Origin of the sequence: Stappia sp. WLB 29, from assembly GCF_023507705.1 — a bacterium.
Classification (GTDB): domain Bacteria; phylum Pseudomonadota; class Alphaproteobacteria; order Rhizobiales; family Stappiaceae; genus Stappia.
In genome coordinates this window covers 25,916-44,934 of the sequence record NZ_JALBGD010000003.1, presented here as the reverse complement: position 1 = coordinate 44,934, position 19,019 = coordinate 25,916, and the positions used below count along the sequence as shown (strand labels likewise).

At 69.8% G+C, this 19,019-nt stretch carries 18 protein-coding genes; 7 read left to right on the top strand and 11 right to left on the bottom strand.

Translation table 11 applies throughout. The features are described from left to right. Window positions 1-7: 7 nt before the first annotated feature. The 6 genes from MNI96_RS06505 to MNI96_RS06480 form a co-directional block, all read right to left on the bottom strand. The gene (locus MNI96_RS06505) at window positions 8-1,006 is read right to left on the bottom strand and encodes an LLM class flavin-dependent oxidoreductase (protein WP_249691461.1); all 999 of its coding nucleotides are present in this window, start codon (window positions 1,004-1,006) and stop codon (window positions 8-10) included. A gap of 76 nt (window positions 1,007-1,082) precedes the next feature. Beyond that, the gene (locus MNI96_RS06500; RefSeq protein WP_249691459.1) at window positions 1,083-2,609 is read right to left on the bottom strand and encodes a YifB family Mg chelatase-like AAA ATPase; all 1,527 of its coding nucleotides are present in this window, start codon (window positions 2,607-2,609) and stop codon (window positions 1,083-1,085) included. 194 nt (window positions 2,610-2,803) lie between these two features. Continuing rightward, entirely contained in the window at window positions 2,804-3,766 is a 963-nt protein-coding gene (gene cysK / locus MNI96_RS06495; protein WP_249691457.1) for a cysteine synthase A, read from the bottom strand. Between the two features lie 172 nt (window positions 3,767-3,938). Beyond that, window positions 3,939-4,388: a dUTP diphosphatase gene (dut, locus tag MNI96_RS06490; protein ID WP_186397428.1), complete on the bottom strand. Its 450-nt coding sequence runs from the start codon at window positions 4,386-4,388 to the stop codon at window positions 3,939-3,941. Between the two features lie 76 nt (window positions 4,389-4,464). Continuing rightward, complete coding sequence (gene coaBC / locus MNI96_RS06485) at window positions 4,465-5,691, bottom strand: bifunctional phosphopantothenoylcysteine decarboxylase/phosphopantothenate--cysteine ligase CoaBC (protein WP_249691455.1); 1,227 nt, start codon at window positions 5,689-5,691, stop codon at window positions 4,465-4,467. 47 nt (window positions 5,692-5,738) lie between these two features. After that, window positions 5,739-6,947 carry a penicillin-binding protein activator gene (locus MNI96_RS06480; RefSeq protein ID WP_249691453.1) on the bottom strand — a complete coding sequence of 403 codons (1,209 nt, stop codon included), beginning with the start codon at window positions 6,945-6,947 and terminating at the stop codon, window positions 5,739-5,741. Between the two features lie 211 nt (window positions 6,948-7,158). On the opposite strand from MNI96_RS06480, the gene rsmI reads away from it, so the two are divergent. The 4 genes from rsmI to gshB all read left to right on the top strand — a co-directional run bounded on the left by rsmI (window position 7,159) and on the right by gshB (window position 9,833). Further along, window positions 7,159-8,079 carry a 16S rRNA (cytidine(1402)-2'-O)-methyltransferase gene (rsmI, locus tag MNI96_RS06475; protein WP_249691450.1) on the top strand — a complete coding sequence of 307 codons (921 nt, stop codon included), beginning with the start codon at window positions 7,159-7,161 and terminating at the stop codon, window positions 8,077-8,079. Between the two features lie 83 nt (window positions 8,080-8,162). Further along, window positions 8,163-8,336 carry a hypothetical protein gene (locus MNI96_RS06470; RefSeq protein WP_249691448.1) on the top strand — a complete coding sequence of 58 codons (174 nt, stop codon included), beginning with the start codon at window positions 8,163-8,165 and terminating at the stop codon, window positions 8,334-8,336. Further along, window positions 8,333-8,731 carry a YraN family protein gene (locus MNI96_RS06465; protein WP_249691446.1) on the top strand — a complete coding sequence of 133 codons (399 nt, stop codon included), beginning with the start codon at window positions 8,333-8,335 and terminating at the stop codon, window positions 8,729-8,731. Before MNI96_RS06470 ends, MNI96_RS06465 begins: the two co-directional genes overlap by 4 nt. A 127-nt stretch (window positions 8,732-8,858) precedes the next feature. Then, complete coding sequence (gshB, locus tag MNI96_RS06460; protein WP_283776369.1) at window positions 8,859-9,833, top strand: glutathione synthase; 975 nt, start codon at window positions 8,859-8,861, stop codon at window positions 9,831-9,833. A 22-nt stretch (window positions 9,834-9,855) separates the two neighbouring features. On the opposite strand, the gene MNI96_RS06455 is transcribed toward gshB, so the two are convergent. Then, window positions 9,856-11,457 carry a fused MFS/spermidine synthase gene (locus tag MNI96_RS06455; RefSeq protein ID WP_249691444.1) on the bottom strand — a complete coding sequence of 534 codons (1,602 nt, stop codon included), beginning with the start codon at window positions 11,455-11,457 and terminating at the stop codon, window positions 9,856-9,858. A gap of 368 nt (window positions 11,458-11,825) precedes the next feature. Next, a complete protein-coding gene (gene maiA / locus MNI96_RS06450) occupies window positions 11,826-12,473 on the bottom strand; it encodes a maleylacetoacetate isomerase (protein WP_249691442.1) in 648 nt (215 codons plus the stop codon). Between the two features lie 338 nt (window positions 12,474-12,811). On the opposite strand from maiA, the gene MNI96_RS06445 reads away from it, so the two are divergent. The 3 genes from MNI96_RS06445 to MNI96_RS06435 all read left to right on the top strand — a co-directional run bounded on the left by MNI96_RS06445 (window position 12,812) and on the right by MNI96_RS06435 (window position 16,495). Next, window positions 12,812-14,167 carry an NAD(P)-dependent oxidoreductase gene (locus tag MNI96_RS06445; protein ID WP_249691440.1) on the top strand — a complete coding sequence of 452 codons (1,356 nt, stop codon included), beginning with the start codon at window positions 12,812-12,814 and terminating at the stop codon, window positions 14,165-14,167. A 62-nt stretch (window positions 14,168-14,229) separates the two neighbouring features. Further along, window positions 14,230-15,540, top strand: a complete 1,311-nt coding sequence (preA, locus tag MNI96_RS06440; RefSeq protein WP_249691438.1) for an NAD-dependent dihydropyrimidine dehydrogenase subunit PreA — start codon at window positions 14,230-14,232, stop codon at window positions 15,538-15,540. 25 nt (window positions 15,541-15,565) lie between these two features. Continuing rightward, window positions 15,566-16,495 (top strand): DMT family transporter, encoded by a 930-nt coding sequence (locus MNI96_RS06435; protein ID WP_249691436.1) that lies wholly within the window; start codon window positions 15,566-15,568, stop codon window positions 16,493-16,495. A gap of 22 nt (window positions 16,496-16,517) precedes the next feature. On the opposite strand, the gene MNI96_RS06430 is transcribed toward MNI96_RS06435, so the two are convergent. From MNI96_RS06430 to MNI96_RS06420, 3 genes are all read right to left on the bottom strand, one after another. Then, window positions 16,518-17,333: a lytic murein transglycosylase gene (locus tag MNI96_RS06430; protein WP_249691434.1), complete on the bottom strand. Its 816-nt coding sequence runs from the start codon at window positions 17,331-17,333 to the stop codon at window positions 16,518-16,520. An 80-nt stretch (window positions 17,334-17,413) separates the two neighbouring features. Next, window positions 17,414-18,094: an HTH-type transcriptional regulator RutR gene (gene rutR, locus MNI96_RS06425; protein WP_249691431.1), complete on the bottom strand. Its 681-nt coding sequence runs from the start codon at window positions 18,092-18,094 to the stop codon at window positions 17,414-17,416. Window positions 18,095-18,127: 33 nt separating this feature from the next. Continuing rightward, window positions 18,128-18,832 (bottom strand): TetR/AcrR family transcriptional regulator, encoded by a 705-nt coding sequence (locus tag MNI96_RS06420; protein WP_249691429.1) that lies wholly within the window; start codon window positions 18,830-18,832, stop codon window positions 18,128-18,130. Window positions 18,833-19,019 lie beyond the last annotated feature (187 nt).

The following is a 19,019-nucleotide window of genomic DNA, read 5'->3' as shown; positions in this document are numbered from 1 at the left end:
GGCGGCCTTAGGCGGCCTCCGCCAGATCGTCCAGGATGCCGGCCGCCAGCTCGAAGGACCGGACCCGGGCGGCATGATCGTGGATCATCCCGGTGACGATCAGCTCGTCCGGTTGGTAGCGCTCGAGGATTGCGGCAAGCCCCTTGCGGACGGTATCCGGCGACCCGGTCGCCGAAACCGAGAGGGCCTGGTCGACCTGCGCCAGGACATGGGGCGGGATCTCGGCGGCGACGTCCTCGACCGGGGCCGGCAGCTTGCCCGGGCGCCCGGTGCGCAGCCTTGCGAAGGAGAGCACCTGCGAGGAGCGCAGGTAGCGGGCCTCCGCATCCGTGTCGGCGACGAAGACGCCCGCGGCGACCATCACATGCGGCTCGGCAAGCTGGTCCGAGGGCCGGAAGGTGCTGCGATAGACGGCCAGCGCCTCCTCCAGCATCGCCGGGGCGAAATGCGAGGCGAAGGCGTAAGGCAGGCCGAAGGCGGCGGCAAGCTGCGCGCCGTAGAGGCTCGATCCGAGGATCCAGACCGGCACATGGGTGCCTTCGCCGGGAATGGCGCGCACGGGTCCGCCTTCCGACGGGTCGCCGAGATAGGCGATGAGGTCGACGACGTCCTGCGGGAAGTTGTCCTCGCCCGCCATGTGCCGGCGCAGCGCCCGCGCCGTTGCCAGGTCCGTGCCCGGCGCGCGGCCGAGGCCGAGGTCGATGCGCCCGGGAAACAGGGTTGCAAGCGTGCCGAACTGCTCGGCGATGACCAGCGGCGAATGGTTGGGCAGCATGATGCCGCCCGCCCCGACGCGCATGGTCTTCGTCGCCGCCGCCACCTGGCCGATGACGACGGACGTCGCCGCGCTGGCGATGCCCGGCATGTTGTGGTGCTCGGCGAGCCAGTAGCGGTGATAGCCCGCGGCTTCCGCCTTGCGGGCCAGGTCGATGGTGTTGGCAAGCGCGTCGGCCGCAGTCCTGCCTTCCGGCACGGGGGCCAGATCGAGAAGGGAATAGTGTTTCATGAGGATCTCCGTTGGATCCTCATTTAGGACGTGGGGGGCCGGCAGCCAAGGGTGAAGGGGAGGCGGAAGGGGGCGCTCAGGCCGCCCGGCGCTCGAGACTGGCGCCCCGGTAGCTCAGCGCCTCGGCGAGATGCAGCCGCGAGACGGCGTCCGAGCCGTCGAGATCGGCCAGCGTGCGCGCCACCTTCAGCACCCGGTGATAGCCGCGTGCCGACAGCTGCAGCGCATCGGCCGCCGATTGCAGCAGGTCGAGGCCGGCGGCATCGGGGGCGGCGACCTGCTCGATCAGCCGCGCGCCCGTCGCCGCATTGGTGCGGGCGGAGACGCCGAGCGCGGCATAGCGCTCCGTTTGGCGCCGGCGGGCCCGCGCCACCCGCTCGGCCACCGCGGCGGAGCTTTCGGCCTGCGCCGGGCGCAAGAGGTCCGAGGCGGCGACGGCCGGCACCTCGATCCGAAGGTCCAGCCGGTCGAGCAGCGGGCCGGACAGGCGCGCCTGGTATTCGGAGGCGCAGCGCTCGCCGCGCCGGCAGACATGGCCGGGCTCTCCGGCATGGCCGCAGCGGCACGGGTTCATCGCCGCGATCAGCTGCACGCGCGAGGGATAGCTGGTGCGGTGGTTGGCGCGCACGATCACCGTCTCGCCGCTTTCCAGCGGCTGGCGCAGCCCGTCGAGCACCTGCGGCTGGAACTCGGGCAACTCGTCGAGGAACAGCACGCCGTTATGGGCGAGGGAGACCTCGCCGGGCCGGGCGCGGATGCCGCCGCCGACGAGCGCGGCCATCGAGGCGGAATGATGCGGCGCGCGGAACGGCCGGCGCTCGCTGAGCTTGCCGTCGGCAAGCTCCCCGGCGATAGAGGCGATCATTGAGACTTCCAGCAGCTCGCGCGGGCTGAGCGGCGGCAGGATCGAGGGCAGGCGGGTCGCCAGCATCGACTTGCCGGCGCCCGGCGGGCCGATCATCAGCAGGTTGTGGCCGCCGGCCGCGGCGATCTCCAGCGCCCGCTTGGCGCTTTCCTGGCCGCGCACCTCGGAAAGGTCGGGGAGGGCAGACGGATTGGCGCTCAGCTTCGGCTGCGGCCGGGAGAGGATCTGCGTGCCCTTGAAATGGTTGGCGAGCTGGATCAGCGAGACGGGCGCCAGGATCTCCATCTCCGGATCGGCCCAGGCCGCTTCCGGGCCGCAAGGCGCAGGGCAGATCAAGCCGCGGGCGAGCGTGTTGGCGCCGATGGCGGCCGGCAGCACGCCGGCGACGGCGGAGATCGTGCCGTCCAGCGCCAGCTCGCCGAGCACCACGTAACGCTCCAGCTCGGCCGCCGGCAGCGCCCCCATCGCCGCCATCAGGGCAAGCGCGATGGGCAGGTCGAAATGCGAGCCCTCCTTGGGCAGGTCGGCCGGCGCAAGGTTGACGGTGACGCGCTTGGCCGGCAGCGACAGGCCGGAGGCGATCAGCGCGGAGCGCACCCGCTCGCGGCTCTCGCCCACCGCCTTGTCCGGCAGGCCGACGATGGTGAAGGCGACCTGGCCGGGGCCGATCTGCACCTGCACGTCGACAGGTTGCGCCTCTATGCCCTGGAACGCGACCGTGGTGACCCGCGAGACCATTGACCGCCCCCTCGCTTCATGACTTTGCGCGAAATTGCTGCAATCCCAACAGGCTGCAACCTAGCGCAACCGCAAGTCGGTCACAACTGCAAGGAGAGGGAAGACGCGCTGCCCTCGGCGGGCAAACGAAAACGGCGGAACCTTTCGGGTCCCGCCGCTTGTGATCTCAAAGGTTCGGAAGATGCGGGGAGTGCCTACTCCAGCCCCTCGAACAGCGCCGTCGACAGGTAGCGCTCGGCGAAGGAGGGGATGATCACGACGATGCGCTTGCCCTTCATCTCGGGGCGGGCGCCGACCTTGAGCGCGGCCGCGAGCGCCGCGCCGGAGGAAATGCCGACCGGCAGGCCCTCGATCCGCGCGACCTTGCGCGCCATCTCGAACGCCTCGTCGTTGCTCACCGTGACGACCTCGTCATAGGCCGAGGTGTCGAGGATGCCCGGCACGAAGCCGGCGCCGATGCCCTGGATCTTGTGCGGGCCGGGCGTGCCGCCGGACAGGACCGGGCTATCGGTCGGCTCGACCGCGACCACATGCAGGTCGGGCTTGCGCGCCTTCAGAACCTCGCTGACGCCGGTGATCGTGCCGCCGGTGCCGATGCCGGAGACGAAGACGTCGATCGTGCCGTCCGTGTCGTTCCAGATTTCCTCGGCGGTGGTGCGGCGGTGGATCGCCGGGTTGGCCGGGTTCTCGAACTGCTGCGGCATCACCGCGCCGTCGATCTCCTGGATCAGCTCCTCGGCGCGGGCGATGGCGCCCTTCATGCCCTTGGGGCCTTCGGTCAGCTCCAGCTCGGCGCCGAGCAGCTTCAGCATCTTGCGGCGCTCGATCGACATGGTCTCCGGCATCACCAGGATCAGGCGGTAGCCCTTGGCGGCGGCGACGAAGGCGAGCGCGATGCCGGTATTGCCGGAGGTCGGCTCGACGAGGGTGGTCTTGCCGGGGACGATCCTGCCCTCGGCCTCCAGCGCCTCGATCATCGACACGCCGATGCGGTCCTTGACGCTGGAGATCGGGTTGAAGAACTCGAGCTTGGCGAGGATCTCCGCCTCGACGCCGGCCTCGCGCGCCAGCCGGTCGAGCCGGACGAGCGGCGTGTCGCCGATGGTTTCGGTGATGGAGGCGTAGATGCGGCCACGGCCGGGCTTGTTGGCGCTCATTGCGGACTCCCTGGTTCTCGCCGGATCGCGGATGCCCGGCACATCGTTCTGCTCCCAATCTAGGCACGCAGTATGGCGCTGACGAGACCCTGCCGTCGCCGCAAGCCGCGCACGCATGGAACGGGATTCCGAAAATATGCTAAATCTTAGAAAATGATACTCGAAAGCGGCGTCAATGATGCCCGGTCGAGCCGAACCCGCCCTCGCCGCGCCGGGTCTCGTCCAGCTCGTTGACCTCGATCAGTTCGGCCCGCGCCACCGGCGCCACCACCATCTGGGCGATGCGGCTGCCGCGCTCCACGGTGAAGGGCTCCTCGCCGAGATTGATCAGGATCACCTTCACCTCGCCGCGATAGTCCGGGTCGATGGTGCCGGGCGTGTTGAGCACGGTGACGCCGTGGCGCGCGGCAAGGCCGGAGCGCGGGCGCACCTGCGCCTCCGTATGCGGCGGCAGGGCGATGGCGATGCCGGTCGGGACAAGCGCGCGAGCGCCCGGCGCGATCACCAGCGGTGCCTCGACAGCGGCGAGAAGGTCCATGCCGGCGGCCTCCTCGCTCTGGTAGGAGGGCAGCGGCAGGTCGAGGCCATGGGCAAGGCGGCGCACGCGCAGGGGAAGGGTCATGGGCTGGGATCCGTGTGTGAAATCGGGAATCGTTGGCGAAACGGGCTGAAGACGGGCTTGCGAAAGGGCGGCCGCCTCACGCCGGGCCGACGGTGGCGGCGAGCCGGCGGGCGATCTCGGCGACCAGCCGGCGCGCCACTTCGTCCTTGGTCAAGGTCGGCCAGTCGGCGACCCCGTCATGGCCGACCAGCCGCACGGTGTTGGCATCGCCCCCCATGACGCCGGTTTCCGGCGACACGTCGTTGGCGACGATCAGGTCCGCGCCCTTGCGCTCCAGCTTGCCGCGGGCATTGTCGACGACGTCGTTGGTCTCGGCGGCAAAGCCGACCACCAGGCGCGGGCGCGCCGTCGGGTGCCGGCCGATGGTGGCGAGGATGTCCGGGTTTTCGGTCAGCGCCAGCACCGGCACCTTGCCGCTGCCGTCCTTCTTGATCTTGCGTTCGCTCTCGCCGTCGGTGCGCCAGTCGGCGACGGCGGCGGCCATCACCGCCACATCGGCCGGCAGCGCCGCCTCGACGGCGGCCAGCATCTGCCGGGCGGTCTCGACGCGCACGACGTCGACGCCCGGCGGATCGGCCAGCGTCACCGGCCCGCTGACCAGCGTCACGCGGGCGCCGTGCCGCGCCATCCAGGCGGCGATGGCATGGCCCTGCTTGCCGGACGAGCGGTTGGCGATGTAGCGGACCGGGTCGATCGGCTCGTGCGTCGGCCCGGAAGTGATCAGCACGTGCCGGCCGGCAAGGTCCTGCGGCACCGGATCGAGCATGGCCTCGAGCGCGGCGACGATCTCCAGCGGCTCGGCCATGCGGCCGACGCCCGCCTCGCCGGTCTCGGCCATCTCGCCGGCATTCGGCCCGACGAAGGACAGCCCGTCGCGGGCAAGCTGCTCCACATTGCGCCGGGTCGCGGGATTGGTCCACATCGCCGGGTTCATCGCCGGGGCGAGCAATACCGGCTTGTTCGAGGCCAGAAGCACGGCGCCGGCGAGATCGCCGGCAAGGCCGGCCGCCATCTTCGCCATCAGGTCGGCGGTGGCCGGCGCGACGACGATGGCATCGACCTCGCGCGACAGGCGGATATGGCCGACATCGTGTTCGTCGTCCCGGTCGAAGAGATCGGTGAAGACCTTGTCGCCGGCGAGCGCGCCGGCCGCCATCGGCGTCACGAAGCGGCAGGCGCCCTCGGTCATCACCACCCGGACGCTGGCACCGCGCTCGCGCAGGCGGCGGATCAGGTCGAGGCTCTTGTAGGCGGCAATGCCGCCGCCGATCACGAGAAGGATGCGCGTGTCAGTAAGGCTCAACGGTGCCTCCCGCTGGCTGGATGGAGGACGTCGGCGGGCGGCCGCCGTCAGCTGCCCGAGCCGAAGGAGCGCGGTGCCGGCGAGATGACCCGCGAGCCGCTGCCCGTGACCTCGTAGACCGCAAGGCCGCGCTCGTTGCGCCCGTCCCGCTCGAAGCGGAAGACGCCGTCGATGCCGAGGAAGCCGTCGCGGTTGGTCAGCACCCGCTCGGAAAAGCGCGCCGGACCGGCGGAGCGCACGAGGCCTGCGGCAAGGATCGTCGCGTCATAGGCGAGCGAGGCGTTGCGCGGCGGCTGTGAGCCGTAGCGCGACTGGTAGCGCGAGGCGAAGGCCTGGAAGCCGGCGGCATCCGGGCCCGGATACCAGGCGCCGGTCAGCGGCGCCGCGTTCAGCACCTGCTGCGAGTCCCACTGGCCGCTGCCGAGCAGGCGCGTCTGGCCGAGATTGACGCCGCCGGTCGACAGGGTCTGCGCCACGAAGGGCGCGACATTGCCCGCCGGCACGAAGATCGCGTCGATCTGGCTGGCATTGGCGGCGATCTGGCCGGCCTTGGCGGCGATGTCCGCCGTGTCGTTGCCGGTCAGCTTGTAGCGCTCGATGGCGACGATGCGCCCGCCCGCGCGGCCGACCTCCTGGCGGAAGGCGGCCTCGGCCACCGCGCCGTAGGTGTCGTCCGGCAGCAGCGCGGCGAAGGAGCGCTTGCCCTGGCTCGCGGCATGGGAAACGATGCGCGCCACGTCGCTGCGCGGCAGGAAGCTCAAGAGATAGACGCCGCGCGAGGCGACGGACTCGTCGCTGGAGAAGGCGACGACGGGAACGCCGGAGGAGCGCGCGGTCGCCCCCGCTCCGCCGACGGCCGGCGCGAAGACCGGCCCGAGAATCAGTTCCGCGCCTTCCGTAATGGCCGCCTGGGCGGCCGCCTGCGCGCCCTGGGCGGTGCCGCCGGTGTCCTTGATCAGGATCTGCACGTCGGCGCCCTGGAAGTCGGACAGGGCCAGTTCGGCGGTGTTGCGGAAGACGGTGGCGATGGAGGAGGCGCTGCCGCCGCCGCTCATCGGCAGCAGCATGGCGACGCGCACCGAGCCCTGGCCGATGGTCTCGCCGCTCGCGGTCGGCTGGCCCGGTGGCGTCGAGGGATAGCCCGGATAGTCGCCAAGCGTCGAGCCGCTGCAGCCGGCAAGCGCCAGGGCGGCTCCGAGCGAGAGCGCAAGGACGGAACGCCGCGCGTGCATCATCTTGTCCAGAACTCCAAGCACTGTCCCCGATCTCCCGTCTGCCCGGCCTGCCTGCCGCCGGCGGGTCTGCCGTCTTCGGCCCCGGGTGCGAACGGGCCGCCGACCGCAAAATGCTTAGCAGCACCGCCCGCCGGCTGCAAATCCTCGCTCGCCGCCTTGGCCTTGACCGCGTTTCCTGCCAAAACGGGCGAAAGCCCGCCCGGCGGGTCCCGTTCGCATGAAAGCCGACCGCATGTCTTCCACAGAGCCGGACGAGAGCGAAGCGCCGAAGCCGGCCTCCCGCGACTTCTTCATCGGCGCCCATCGCCTGACGGCGCCCTCGCTCGCCTGCGGCCTTTATATCGTCGCAACGCCCATCGGCAATCTCGGCGACATGACGGTGCGCGGGCTGGAGGTGCTGGCGGGCGCCGATCTCGTCGCCTGCGAGGACACGCGCGTCACCGCGGTCCTGATGCAGCGTTTCGGGCTGAAGACGCCGCTCACCGCCTATCACGAGCACAATGCGCAGAAGGTGCGCCCGCGCCTGATGGCGGCGCTGGAGGCCGGAAAGGCCGTCGCGCTGGTCTCCGATGCCGGCACGCCGCTGGTTTCCGATCCCGGATACCGGCTGGTGCGCGAGGTGGTCGAGGCCGGCCACAAGGTCTTCCCCGTGCCCGGCGCCAGCGCGCCGCTGGCCGCGCTCGTCGCCTCGGGCCTGCCCTCGGACACGTTCTGCTTCGCCGGCTTCCTGCCGCAAAAGGGCGGGCCGCGCAGTGCCCGGCTGGAAGAGCTCTCGCGCATTCCCGCAACGCTGATCTTCTTCGAAAGCCCGCACCGCATCGCCGCCTCGCTCGCCGACATGGCGCACGTGTTCGGCGGCGAGCGGGAGGCGGCGGTCGCGCGCGAGATCACCAAGCGGTTCGAGACCTTCGAGCGCGGCACGCTGGAGGAGCTCGCCCGCCATTTCGCGGACGGGCCGGCGCGCGGCGAGTTCGTCGTGGTGATCGCCCCGCCGCCCGAACGGCCGCAGGCCGATGCGGGCGATGCCGATGCGCTGCTGGCCGAGGCGCTGAAGACCATGAAGGCGGCGGGCGCCGCCAAGCATGTGGCGCAGCTCACCGGCCTCGACCGCAAGGACCTTTACGCACGCGCCCTGGAGATGAAGGCGAAGTGACGCGGTGCGCCGCTGCTTTGCCCTCGATTGCCGCCCGTGCTACTCGGGCGGGTGAGCCCCTCAACCCGCCAGCGGAGCGCCGCATGACCAAGATCATCCTGGTTTTCTTTGCCGCCGTCGCCGCGATCCAGGTGATCAAGCCGCTCGGCTGGCCGGGACTGAAGCACCGCCGCGATGCCTGGAAGCTCGCCGCCGGCGGGTTTCTCGTGACGGTGATGGCGGTGATCGTCGCCGCCATGTTCCAGCCCTCCGCATGACCCGGGGCGGCGTGCAAGGGCCGGGCGGCACAAGCCGGCGGCGCGGCGCCTACCGGCTGGGGCTCAGGGCCGAGACGCTGGCCGCGCTCTACCTGCGCGCCAAGGGCTGGCGGATCCTCGCCCGGCGCTTTCGCGCCGGCAGCGGCGAGATCGACATCATCGCCCGGCGGGGCAAGACGATCGCCTTCATCGAGGTCAAGGCGCGAGGCGACCGGGATGCGGCGCTCATCGCGATCACCCCGTCGGCGCAGCGCCGGATCGCCTCTGCCGCCCGCACCTGGTGCGCCGGGCGCGAGGATCTCGGCGCCATGACGCTGCGCTTCGACGCGGTGCTGGTCTCGCCCTGGCGGCTGCCGGTGCACATCGCCGACGCCTTCGCCGTCGCGGAAGCGTGAGGGGCCGGGCGCCCGCGCACTGGACAAAGCCCGGCGCGGGTCGCATATCCTGTCCCCAACCGCGGGGCGCCCGCCCCGCCTTCCCGTCCGTCGTTCAGCGCGCCGTTCCGGCGCCGGAGACCTTCCGATGACATCTTCCAGCACGCCGACATCCGCACGGCTCAAGGTCGCGGTCCAGATGGACCACATCTCCTCCATCAACATCGCCGGCGACAGCGCCTTTGCGATGATGCTCGAGGCGCAGGCCCGCGGCCACGCGCTCTTCCACTATACGCCGGACCGGCTGGCGATGAACGGCAACACCGTGACCGCCTCGCTGGAGCCGGTCACGGTGCGCGACGAGCCGGGCAACCACTTCACCCTGGGCGAGCGGCAGCTGACCGACCTTGCCGAGATGGACGTCGTGCTGATGCGTCAGGACCCGCCCTTCGACATGGCCTATGTCGCGGCGACGCATATGCTGGAGAAGATCCACCCGAAGACCCTGGTGGTGAACGACCCGGCCTCGGTGCGCAATGCGCCGGAAAAGCTGTTCGTCACCGAGTTCCCGGACCTGATGCCGGAAACGCTGATCACCCGCGACCGCGCCGCCATCGACGCCTTCCGCGCCGAGCACGGCGACATCGTCATGAAGCCGCTGTTCGGCCATGGCGGGGCGGCGGTGTTCCGCATCACGGCGGACGATCTCAACTACGGCTCGCTCTACGACTTCTTCGCCGCCACCTTCCGGGAGCCCTGGGTGATCCAGCGCTTCCTGCCCGCGGTGTCGAAGGGCGACAAGCGCATCCTCCTGGTCGACGGCGAGTTCGCCGGCGCGGTCAACCGGGTGCCGCAGGAGGGCGACCTGCGCTCCAACATGGTGCGCGGCGGCGCGGCGCGGGAGGCCGACCTCACCCCGCGCGAGCGCGAGATCTGCGCCCGTCTCGGCCCGGCGCTGCGCGAAAAGGGGCTGATTCTCGTCGGCATCGACGTCATCGACGGTTACCTGACGGAGATCAACGTCACCGCGCCGACCGGCATCCGCGCCGTCGCAAGGCTCGGCGGACCGGACATCGCGGCCCGCGTCTGGGACGTGGTGGAGGCCAAGCGCGCCCAAGCCTGACGCACTGGCGCGTGAGCCGAATTCAAGAGCCCGGCCCCATCAGCCGGTCGATCGGCACGTAATCGTCGCTGAGCACCGGCGGGTCGATGCGGGCAACGAGCGCGTCGATCCGCTCGTCCGGCATGCGCGCGAGGATGCGGCGTGCCGCCCCCTCTGCGACCGGCGGCAGCACGAAGCGGGCCTGAGGCGTCGGCATGCGCCCGGCGATCAGCACGAAGGTGGTGCGCCCGCCGGCGGTGAAGTCCTCCGCCTCGACCCAGACCTCGACCACCGGAAAGGCGGTGCGCAGGGTGCGCACCGTGGCGGCCAGCGCCTGCAGCCGGTCCATGTGGTCGATGAGGTTCATCGCATAATGGCCGTTCGGCGTAAGGCTCTCTGCGATCTCGGCATAGAACTCGTGCGTTACCAGATGCGCCGGCACGGCGATGTCGGTGAAGGCATCGCCGACGATCACCTGGAAGCCGCCGAGTGAGGCGAGGCGGGCCCTGGCATCGGCATGGACGACGGTGAAGCGCGACGGGTCGACGTCGAAGTCGCGCGCGGCCATGCGCGTCACCTGCGGATCGATCTCCGCGACGACGAGGCCGGGGCGGGCGCCGTCCCGCGTCCAGGCGCGCGGCAGCGTCAGCGAACCGCCGCCGATGAAATAGGCCTGCTCGGGCGCATCGCCGAGCCGGGCGCGGGTCACCGCGTCGATGATCGCCGCATAGGGCATTTCCAGCCGCGCCGGGTCGCCGAGCACATTGATGCCGTGGCCGAGATGGTCGAGCACCATCAGCCGGGTCGGCGCGCCGAAATCCGCCGACACGTCCAGCGAGCGGATGCAGTAGTAGCGGCTTTCGATGTCGCAGATCTTCTGCGGCAGGAAGGGGCCGGCGGCGGTGGCGAAAAGCGCAAGGACCGTGATGCCGGCCGCCGCCGAAAGCGAAGCGCCGTCCGACCTGCGCGGCACGCGGCGGGCCATCCACAGGCAGCACAGGGCGAACAGCGTGTAGGCGGCGGCCACCGTGATCAGCGTGCGGGCGGTGCCGAGCCAGGAGATGAAGAGATAGCCGGCGGCCAGCGTGCCGGCGATGGCGCCGATGGCCGAGACCGCATGCAGGACGCCGAGGGCCCGGCCGCTGCGCACCCGATCCTCGATGGCAAGGCGCGCCAGGATCGGCGACGGGATGCCGGCGGCGAAGGAGGGCAGGAAGAACAGCAGCATCGCCAGCGCGACAATGCCGGCGACCGGATCGGTCAGGCTGGAGAGAACCGGGCCGGAGACCCAGCGCAGCAGCGGCAGGGCGGCGATGGTGGCGATCGCCCCGAGCGCGCCGGAGACGGCAAGCCACATGAGGCCGGTGCGCGCCGGCCGGTCGGCGACGAGGCCGCCGGCCCAGTGCCCGGCGGAAAAGCCGGCCAGCACCACGGCGATCACCGCCGTCCAGGTGTAGAGCGACATGCCGACATAGGGCGCCAGCATTCTTCCTGCGACGATCTCCACCACGAGGCCGGCGGCCGCCACCACGAATTGCGCGGCGAGCAGGAACCAGAACGGCGCGGGCGTCGTGCCGGCAAGGGAAACGGAAGCCGGGCGGGGCATGTCCGCGTGGTCGGGCGGGGGCAGGACGGCGTCTGTCATGCGGCGAGCCTAGAGCCCTTTCGGCCAATTCGCAGTCAATTCTGCTTCTCGATTGGGATGGCGATCCGGCGTCGAAACGATTGCCGCGCGATGCCATAGCATCGGGCAAGATCGGTTCGGCGGTGGGCGCCCGCCAATCGGAAGCCCTGCGGGACGGGCGATTTTGCGCCAATTCCGGCGCAAAGTCCCTTGTCCAGATACGGCCTGCGTGCCTTTGCTTGACCTTGCCACAAAATCGCTCCGTCAGAATGGCTCCGAATTGGCCGAAAGGGCTCTGGCCGCCCCGCGCCCGCCGGAAAAGCGGGTCATGAGGATATCCTGATATTCGAAAGCGGATACCTCAAAAGCGGCGGGATCGATGCTCGCCGTCAGGCGGGCGCGCCGATGCGGTCCGGATGGGCGGCGGCGAAGGCCTCCATCTCGGTGCAGGTCGCGTCGATGGCCACCAGCTTCGGCAGGGCGGCAAGGTCGACGCCCCAGCGGCGGGCGTTGTACATCTGCGGCACCAGGCACAGGTCCGCCAGGGTCGGCGTGTCGCCGTGGCAGAAGCGGCCCGTGCGCGGATCGTCCAGCATACGCTCCAGCGCCGCCAGCCCCTTGCCGATGAAGGTGCGCATCCAGGCGGCCTTGGCCTCGTCGCCGCCGCCGGTGATCTCGGCGACGTGATTGGCGACCGACAGGTTGCAGATCGGATGGATCTCCATGGCGATGGCATGGGAGAGGGCGCGCACCCGGTGGCGGCCGGCGGCATCGGCCGGCATCAGGGTCGAGGCCGGCTGGTTGGTCTCGTGCAGATATTCGATGATGGCGAGCGACTGGGTCAGCTCGTGCCCGTCGATCTCCAGCGTCGGGACAAGGCCTTGCGGATTGCGGGCCAGGTTCTCCGCTGCCCGGTGGGCGCCGGTGAGCAGGTTCACCGGCGCGGCCTCATAGGCGATGCCGAGCAGGTTGAGCGCGATGCGCACGCGGTAGCTTGCAGACGAACGCCAGTAATCGTGAAGGACGGGTCGCGTCACCGATCTCTCTCCCGTTTCATGTCCCTTGTGCCGCTTCGCGGCCTGTGTCGCACCGCATATCGCATGCCCGTCGCCGACGGCCAAGCGCCGCGTCGGGCAGCCGGCTTTCGAGCCGCCACAAAAAATTTGACTATTTGGTCAAAATTCGGCCCAATGATCCCGGACGCGCTCCCGCCGAACGAGGCGCGCGCCAAGCAAATCGCCAGAGCCGGCGCAGGCCGACAGCGGGATCCCCTTCCGGTCCCGGTCCGACGACAGAAACGGATCGCCTGCGCTCCAGAGGAGAACATCGACGCCGGAGCCCGCGCCCGCGGCCCGGCGCTATCGGAGGTGCAGCCATGGCTGATGCACTCGTGACCCCCGACATCCGTGCGGGGCGACTGACGGCCGACGACTATCTGGAGAATTTCGAGGACCTGCATCCGCCGCTCGGCGTCCATGAGGCGCGGGTCGAGGCGGATCGCTGCTATTTCTGCTACGACGCGCCCTGCACGATCGCCTGCCCGACATCCATCGACATCCCGAAATTCATCCGCCAGATCGCCACCGGCAACCCGCTCGGCTCGGCCAAGACGATCTTCGAGCAGAACATCCTCGGCGGCATGTGCGCCCGCGTCTGCCCGACCGAGACCTTGTGCGAGGAGGCCTGCGTGCGCAACCTCGCCGAGGACCGCCCCGTTTCCATCGGCCTGCTGCAGCGCCATGCGACCGACACGTTCCTCGCGCGCAATGCATCCCTGCCCTATGAACGCGCCGCACCGACGGGCAAGCGCGTCGTCGTCGTCGGCGGCGGCCCGGCCGGGCTTTCCTGTGCCCATGCGCTGGCGCGCGAGGGGCACGACGTGACGATCTTCGAGGCCCGTCCCAAGCTCGGCGGCCTCAACGAATACGGCATCGCCGCCTACAAGACGACGCACGACTTCGCCCAGGCGGAGGTCGACTTCGTCCTGTCCATCGGCGGCATCACGGTGAAGTGTGACACCGCGCTCGGCCGCGACATCACGCTGGAGGGCCTGCGCCGCGACTTCGACGCGGTGTTCCTCGGCATGGGTCTCGGCGGCGTCAACGCACTCAGGACCGAGGGCGAGGACCTGGCCGGCGTCATCGATGCGGTCGCCTATATCGCCGAGCTGCGCCAGGCGCAGGACCTCTCCGCCCTGCCGGTCGGCCGCAAGGTCGTGGTGATCGGCGGCGGCATGACCGCCATCGACATCGCCGTGCAGATCAAGCGCCTCGGCGCGGAGGAGGTGACCATCGCCTATCGCCGCGACCGCGAGGCGATGAAGGCCAGCGCCTACGAGCAGGAGATCGCCCTGACCAACGGGGTGGTGATCCGCGAGTGTCTGGCGCCGCGCCGGCTGATCGGCGAGGGCGGCCATGTGCGGGCCATCGAGCTGGAGCGGATGCTGCCCGACAGCGCCGGCCGGCTGACGGGAACCGGCGAGAGCGTGACGCTGGAAGCGGACCAGGTGTTCAAGGCGATCGGCCAGACCTTCGTGCCGGACGCGCTGGGCGGCGGCGAGGCGCTGGAGCTCGACGGCGGCCGGATCGGCGTCGACGCGGACCGCCGCACCTCGCTCACCGGCGTGTGGGCCGGCGGCGACTGCGTGGCCGGAGGCGAGGACCTGACGGTCGCGTCGGTCGAGGACGGCAAGATCGCCGCGGCCTCGATCCACGCGGCGCTGTCCGCCTGAGCGCGGCAGGTCTCCCGAACCCTTAGCTTTCACTCCCGAACATCCGTGGGGAGGATTTTCAGATGGCCGATCTTCGCACCAACTTTCTCGGCATCAAGTCGCCGAACCCGTTCTGGCTGGCCTCCGCGCCGCCGACCGACAAGGAATACAACGTCGTCCGCGCCTTCAAGGCAGGCTGGGGCGGCGTCGTCTGGAAGACGCTGGGCGAGGACCCGGCAGTGGTCAACGTCAACGGCCCGCGCTACGGCGCGATCCACGGGCCGGACCGCTCGCTGCTCGGGTTCAACAATATCGAGCTGATCACCGACCGCCCGCTGGAGGTGAACCTGCGCGAGATCAAGCAGGTCAAGCGCGACTGGCCGGACCGGGCGCTCGTCGTCTCGCTGATGGTGCCCTGCGAGGAGCAGAACTGGATCGACATCCTGCGCCGCGTCGAGGAGACGGAGGCCGACGGCGTCGAGCTGAACTTCGGCTGTCCGCACGGCATGTCCGAGCGCGGCATGGGCTCGGCCGTCGGCCAGGTGCCCGAATACATCGAGATGGTGACGCGCTGGTGCAAGCAGCACACGCGCATGCCGGTGATCGTCAAGCTGACGCCGAACATCACCGACATCCGCAACCCGGCCCGGGCCGCCCATGCGGGCGGGGCCGACGCGGTGTCCCTGATCAACACGATCAACTCCATCGTCTCGGTCGATCTCGACCAGATGGCCCCCTATCCGACCATCGACGGACAGGGCGCCCATGGCGGCTATTGCGGTCCGGCGGTCAAGCCGATCGCCCTCAACATGGTCGCCGAGATCGCCCGCGATCCGCAGACGCAGGGCCTGCCGATCTCCGGCATCGGCGGCGTCACCACATGGCGGGACGCGGCCGAGTTCATGGCGCTGGGCGCCGGCACGGTGCAGGTCTGCACCGCGGCGATGACCTACGGCTTCCGCATCGTCGAGGACCTGATCGACGGCCTGTCCGACTGGATGGACGAGAAGGGCTACACTTCGGTCGACGAGGTGGTCGGACGGGCGGTGCCCAAGGTCACCGACTGGCAGCGGCTCAACCTCAACTACGTGGTCAAGGCGCGCATCGACCAGGACGCCTGCATCAAGTGCGGCCGCTGCCACATCGCCTGCGAGGACACCTCGCACCAGGCGATCACCGCGATGAAGGACGGCTTGCGCCACTTCGAGGTGATTGACGAGGAGTGCGTGGGCTGCAACCTGTGCGTCTCGGTCTGTCCGGTCGAGGACTGCATCACCATGGAGCACATTGCCGAGGGCACGGACCCGCGCACCGGCAAGCCGATCGACCCGAACTATGCCAACTGGACGACCCATCCCAACAACCCCAACCGGGTGCCGGAAGCAGCTGAATGACGATGTGCGAAAGACGGGCGGCGCGGTGACCGCCGCTGCCGCCCCTGCGGATGCCGGCGAAACCGGGCGCGCCCATGCGGCGATGCTCGGTTTCGTCTTTCTGGTCTCCACCTCGTTCCCGCTCGGCCATGCGATCACCGGTGCGCTCGACCCGGCGGTGCTGACCGCGCTGCGGTTCTGCATCGCCGCCGCGATCTTCGCCGCCATCGCCACGGTCAAGCGGCAATGGGCGCTGCCGAAGCTCTCACGCCTGCCGGTCTATCTGCTGATCGCTCTGCTGCTGGACATCTTCTTCGTGACGATGTTCGAGGCGCTACGGCTGACCAGTGCGCTCAATGCGGGCGCGGTCTTCACCCTGCTTCCCGCCTTCACCGCGCTTGCCGGCCTTGCGCTGCTCGGCCAGCGGATCTCGCGGCGGCAGGTGGTGTGTCTTGGCGTGGGGGCAGCGGGCGCGCTTCTGGTGCTGTTCGGCGACGATCTCAGCCGGCTCGCCCGGCTGGAATTCGGCCCCGGCGAGCGCATCTATCTCTTCGGCGTTGCCGCCTATGCCTTCTATGCGCCGTTGATGCGGCTCTTCCATCGCGGCGAGCCGCTGGAGATCTTCAACTTCTGGATCCTCACCGCCGGGGCGGCGATGCTGCTGGTCTATGGCCGGGCGGAACTGGCGGCGACCGAGTGGGCCGCGGTGCCGCTGCCGGTGCTGGTCGGCATCGCCTATCTCGCGGTGTTTCCGACGGCGACGAGCTTCTTCTGCGCCACCTATGCCAGCCTGCGCCTGCCGGCGGGGCCGGTGATGGCCTACACCTACCTGCTGCCGTCCTTCGTGCTGATCGAGACGGTGGTGATGGGCGCGCCCTGGCCGGGCGTCTGGACGCTGGCCGGCGTTGCGGTGACGGCGGCGGCGACCTTCGTGCTGCAGCGGGACGGCCGCAGGCCGAAGCCGCGAGCCGCCTGAGCCGCTGCTTTTCCCGACGGCGCTACCTGGTCAGCTCGGTGGCGAAATGGGCGATGGTCCGGCGATAGACCTCGGCCCGGTTCCAGTCGCGCAGCACGCCGTAATTGCTGGTGCCCGGCGACCAGTCGCCGCCCTTGCTCCAGCCGTGCTGGCGCAGGAAGTTGGCGGTGGAGGCGAAGACGTCGGCAGGGCTGCGGATCAGGTTCGGCCGGCCGTCGCCGTCGAAATCGACCGCGAAGCGCTCGTAGCTGGAGGCGAGAAACTGGGTCTGGCCGATCTCGCCGGCCCAGGCGCCCTTCATCTCGGAAATCCGCATCTGGCCGCGATCTGCGATCCGCAGGGCGCTCATCAGCTCGTTGGTGAAGAAGGCCGAGCGGCGGCAGTCGTAGGCGAGCGCGGAGAGCGACGAGAAGATCGGGATGTCGCCCATGAAGCCGCCGAAGCCGGATTCCAGCCCCCAGATCGCGACGATGACCTCCTTCGGCACGCCGTACTTGCGCTCCACCCGGTCGAGCACGACCGCATGCTGCTTCATGCGGCGCTTGCCGATGGCGATGGTCGAGGGCGGGGCGCGGCGGGCCAGGAACTGCTCGAAGGAGAGCTTGAAGGATTTCTGGTTGCGGTCGAGACGGATGACCTTGCTGTTGTAGGTCATGCCGCCGAGCGCGGCTTCCACCGTGCGGCTGGAAATGCCGGAGGCCACCGCCTCGCGCTTGAAGCTGGCGAGCCAGGCCGGAAAGCCGGCGGCGTTGTTGCCGCATTTCGCGGCCAGCGCGGGCCCGGCCAGCGTCAGCGGAGCGGAAAGCAGAAGGGCGGCGACGACGAGGGCCTTGCGCATGCGGTCTTCCGTTCAGGGTCAATCGGGGACGGCGAAACCCGTCCCTCGCTCGGTGCAGGATACAGGCGGCAAAGGCAAGATCAAGGCGAACCCGGACGCGGCAGCAGGCCCGCGAAGATGAGATCGGTCAGCGATTGCAGCGCCTGGCGGCGGAAGGTCTCGTCGTGGATGCCGGTGCCGGTGATCGCCTCGATCTGCGGGGCGAAGTCGGCATAGGTCTGCGTCGTCGCCCAGATCAGGAAGATCAGGTGCACCGGGTCGACCGGGCGGATGCGGCCGCACGCGGCCCAGCGGCGCAGCACCTGCGATTTTTCCTCCACCAGCGCCTTGAGCGGGCCTTCCAGCACGTCGCGCATCATCGGCGCGCCCTGCAGCATCTCGTTGGCGAAGAGGCGCGAGGCCTCCGGATAGTCGGCGGAAAAGCGCAGCTTCTGCTCGATATAGGCGGTGAGCTCCGTGCGCGGATCGCCTTCGGGGTCGAGCGTGCGCAAGGGGGCCAGCCAGCGGTCGAGCAGGTCGGCCAGCACCGCCTTGTAGATCTCCGACTTGGAGCCGAAATAGTAGAGCAGGTTCGACTTCGACATGCCCGCGTCCTCGGCGATCTGGTCGACGCGGGCGCCGCGATAGCCGAAGCGCGCGAAGGTGCCGAGCGCGGCCTCCAGGATGCGGGCGCGGTTCTTTTCCTGGATGCGCGTGCGCGGCGTGCCGTCGCCCTCGGGCCCGGAGCCTCCCGCATCTGCCCGTGTCGGGCCTGCCTCCATCTGCTTTCCGTCCCTGGTTGTGTGCCGTGCCGCTCAGGTCGCGCCGTTGCGGGCGCCAGCATCGCGCGGCCTGTCGCCGGCGGCAAGCCCGGCCGGGGGAACAGCGCCGATACCGGCCAGGATGATGCCGGTCACCGTGCGCTTTGCCTCCTCGAACTGCGCGTCGGACAGGGGCACGCCGCCGTTCAGCGTGTCGATCTGGTGGTTGAAGTCGGCATAGTGCTGGGTGGTCGCCCAGATCATGTAGAGCAGGTAGTGCGGATCGACGGGCGCGATCCGGCCGCTGGCGATCCAGCGCTGGATGGCGCTAACCCGCGAGGCGGTCCACTCGGTCAGCGTCGTCTCGAGATAGTCCTGGATCACCGGAGCCTTGTGCAGGATCTCGTTGGCCCAGACCTTGGAGCCCATCGGGTGGGCGCGCGAGACGTCCATCTTCTTGGAGATGTAGGCGGTCAACGCCTCGACCGGATCGTCGCTCTCGTCGAACGAGTTCGCCGCCTCCAGCCAGATGTTGAAGATGTGCTCGACCACCCGCCGGTAGAGCGCTTCCTTGGTCGGGAAATAATAGTGCAGGTTGGCTTTGGGGATGCCGGCGCGGTCGGCGATCATGCCGGTGGTCGCGCCGCGAAAGCCGCTCTCGGCGAAGACCTCCTCGGCGGCCTTCAGGATGACGCGCTCGTTCTCCGCCCGGATGGCGCTCTTCTGCGTCCTGTCCTGTGTTCTCTCCGTGCCGCTCATCTCTCCCGGTCGTCCGCTGCGGTGAGTGCCTGTTCGGCAGGCGGGCCAAAAATTGACCTTGACCGGATGGTCAAGCCTTCCTACGCTCGATTTGACCATTTGGTCAGGTTTTTTCGCCTGGCGCAATGGCAATACGCGACGGACCGCCGGCGGACATCAAACAGACCGGGGCCGCGCACTTCCAGAT

Excerpts from the sequence above, each read along its gene's own strand:
- MNI96_RS06505 (WP_249691461.1), bottom strand. The coding sequence starts at position 1,006 with ATGAAACACTATTCCCTTCTCGATCTGGCCCCCGTGCCGGAAGGCAGG.
- MNI96_RS06500 (WP_249691459.1), bottom strand. The coding sequence starts at position 2,609 with ATGGTCTCGCGGGTCACCACGGTCGCGTTCCAGGGCATAGAGGCGCAA.
- cysK (WP_249691457.1), bottom strand. The coding sequence starts at position 3,766 with ATGAGCGCCAACAAGCCCGGCCGTGGCCGCATCTACGCCTCCATCACC.
- dut (WP_186397428.1), bottom strand. The coding sequence starts at position 4,388 with ATGACCCTTCCCCTGCGCGTGCGCCGCCTTGCCCATGGCCTCGACCTG.
- rsmI (WP_249691450.1), top strand. The coding sequence starts at position 7,159 with ATGTCTTCCACAGAGCCGGACGAGAGCGAAGCGCCGAAGCCGGCCTCC.
- MNI96_RS06470 (WP_249691448.1), top strand. The coding sequence starts at position 8,163 with ATGACCAAGATCATCCTGGTTTTCTTTGCCGCCGTCGCCGCGATCCAG.
- MNI96_RS06465 (WP_249691446.1), top strand. The coding sequence starts at position 8,333 with ATGACCCGGGGCGGCGTGCAAGGGCCGGGCGGCACAAGCCGGCGGCGC.
- gshB (WP_283776369.1), top strand. The coding sequence starts at position 8,859 with ATGACATCTTCCAGCACGCCGACATCCGCACGGCTCAAGGTCGCGGTC.
- MNI96_RS06455 (WP_249691444.1), bottom strand. The coding sequence starts at position 11,457 with ATGACAGACGCCGTCCTGCCCCCGCCCGACCACGCGGACATGCCCCGC.
- MNI96_RS06445 (WP_249691440.1), top strand. The coding sequence starts at position 12,812 with ATGGCTGATGCACTCGTGACCCCCGACATCCGTGCGGGGCGACTGACG.
- preA (WP_249691438.1), top strand. The coding sequence starts at position 14,230 with ATGGCCGATCTTCGCACCAACTTTCTCGGCATCAAGTCGCCGAACCCG.
- MNI96_RS06430 (WP_249691434.1), bottom strand. The coding sequence starts at position 17,333 with ATGCGCAAGGCCCTCGTCGTCGCCGCCCTTCTGCTTTCCGCTCCGCTG.
- rutR (WP_249691431.1), bottom strand. The coding sequence starts at position 18,094 with ATGGAGGCAGGCCCGACACGGGCAGATGCGGGAGGCTCCGGGCCCGAG.
- MNI96_RS06420 (WP_249691429.1), bottom strand. The coding sequence starts at position 18,832 with ATGAGCGGCACGGAGAGAACACAGGACAGGACGCAGAAGAGCGCCATC.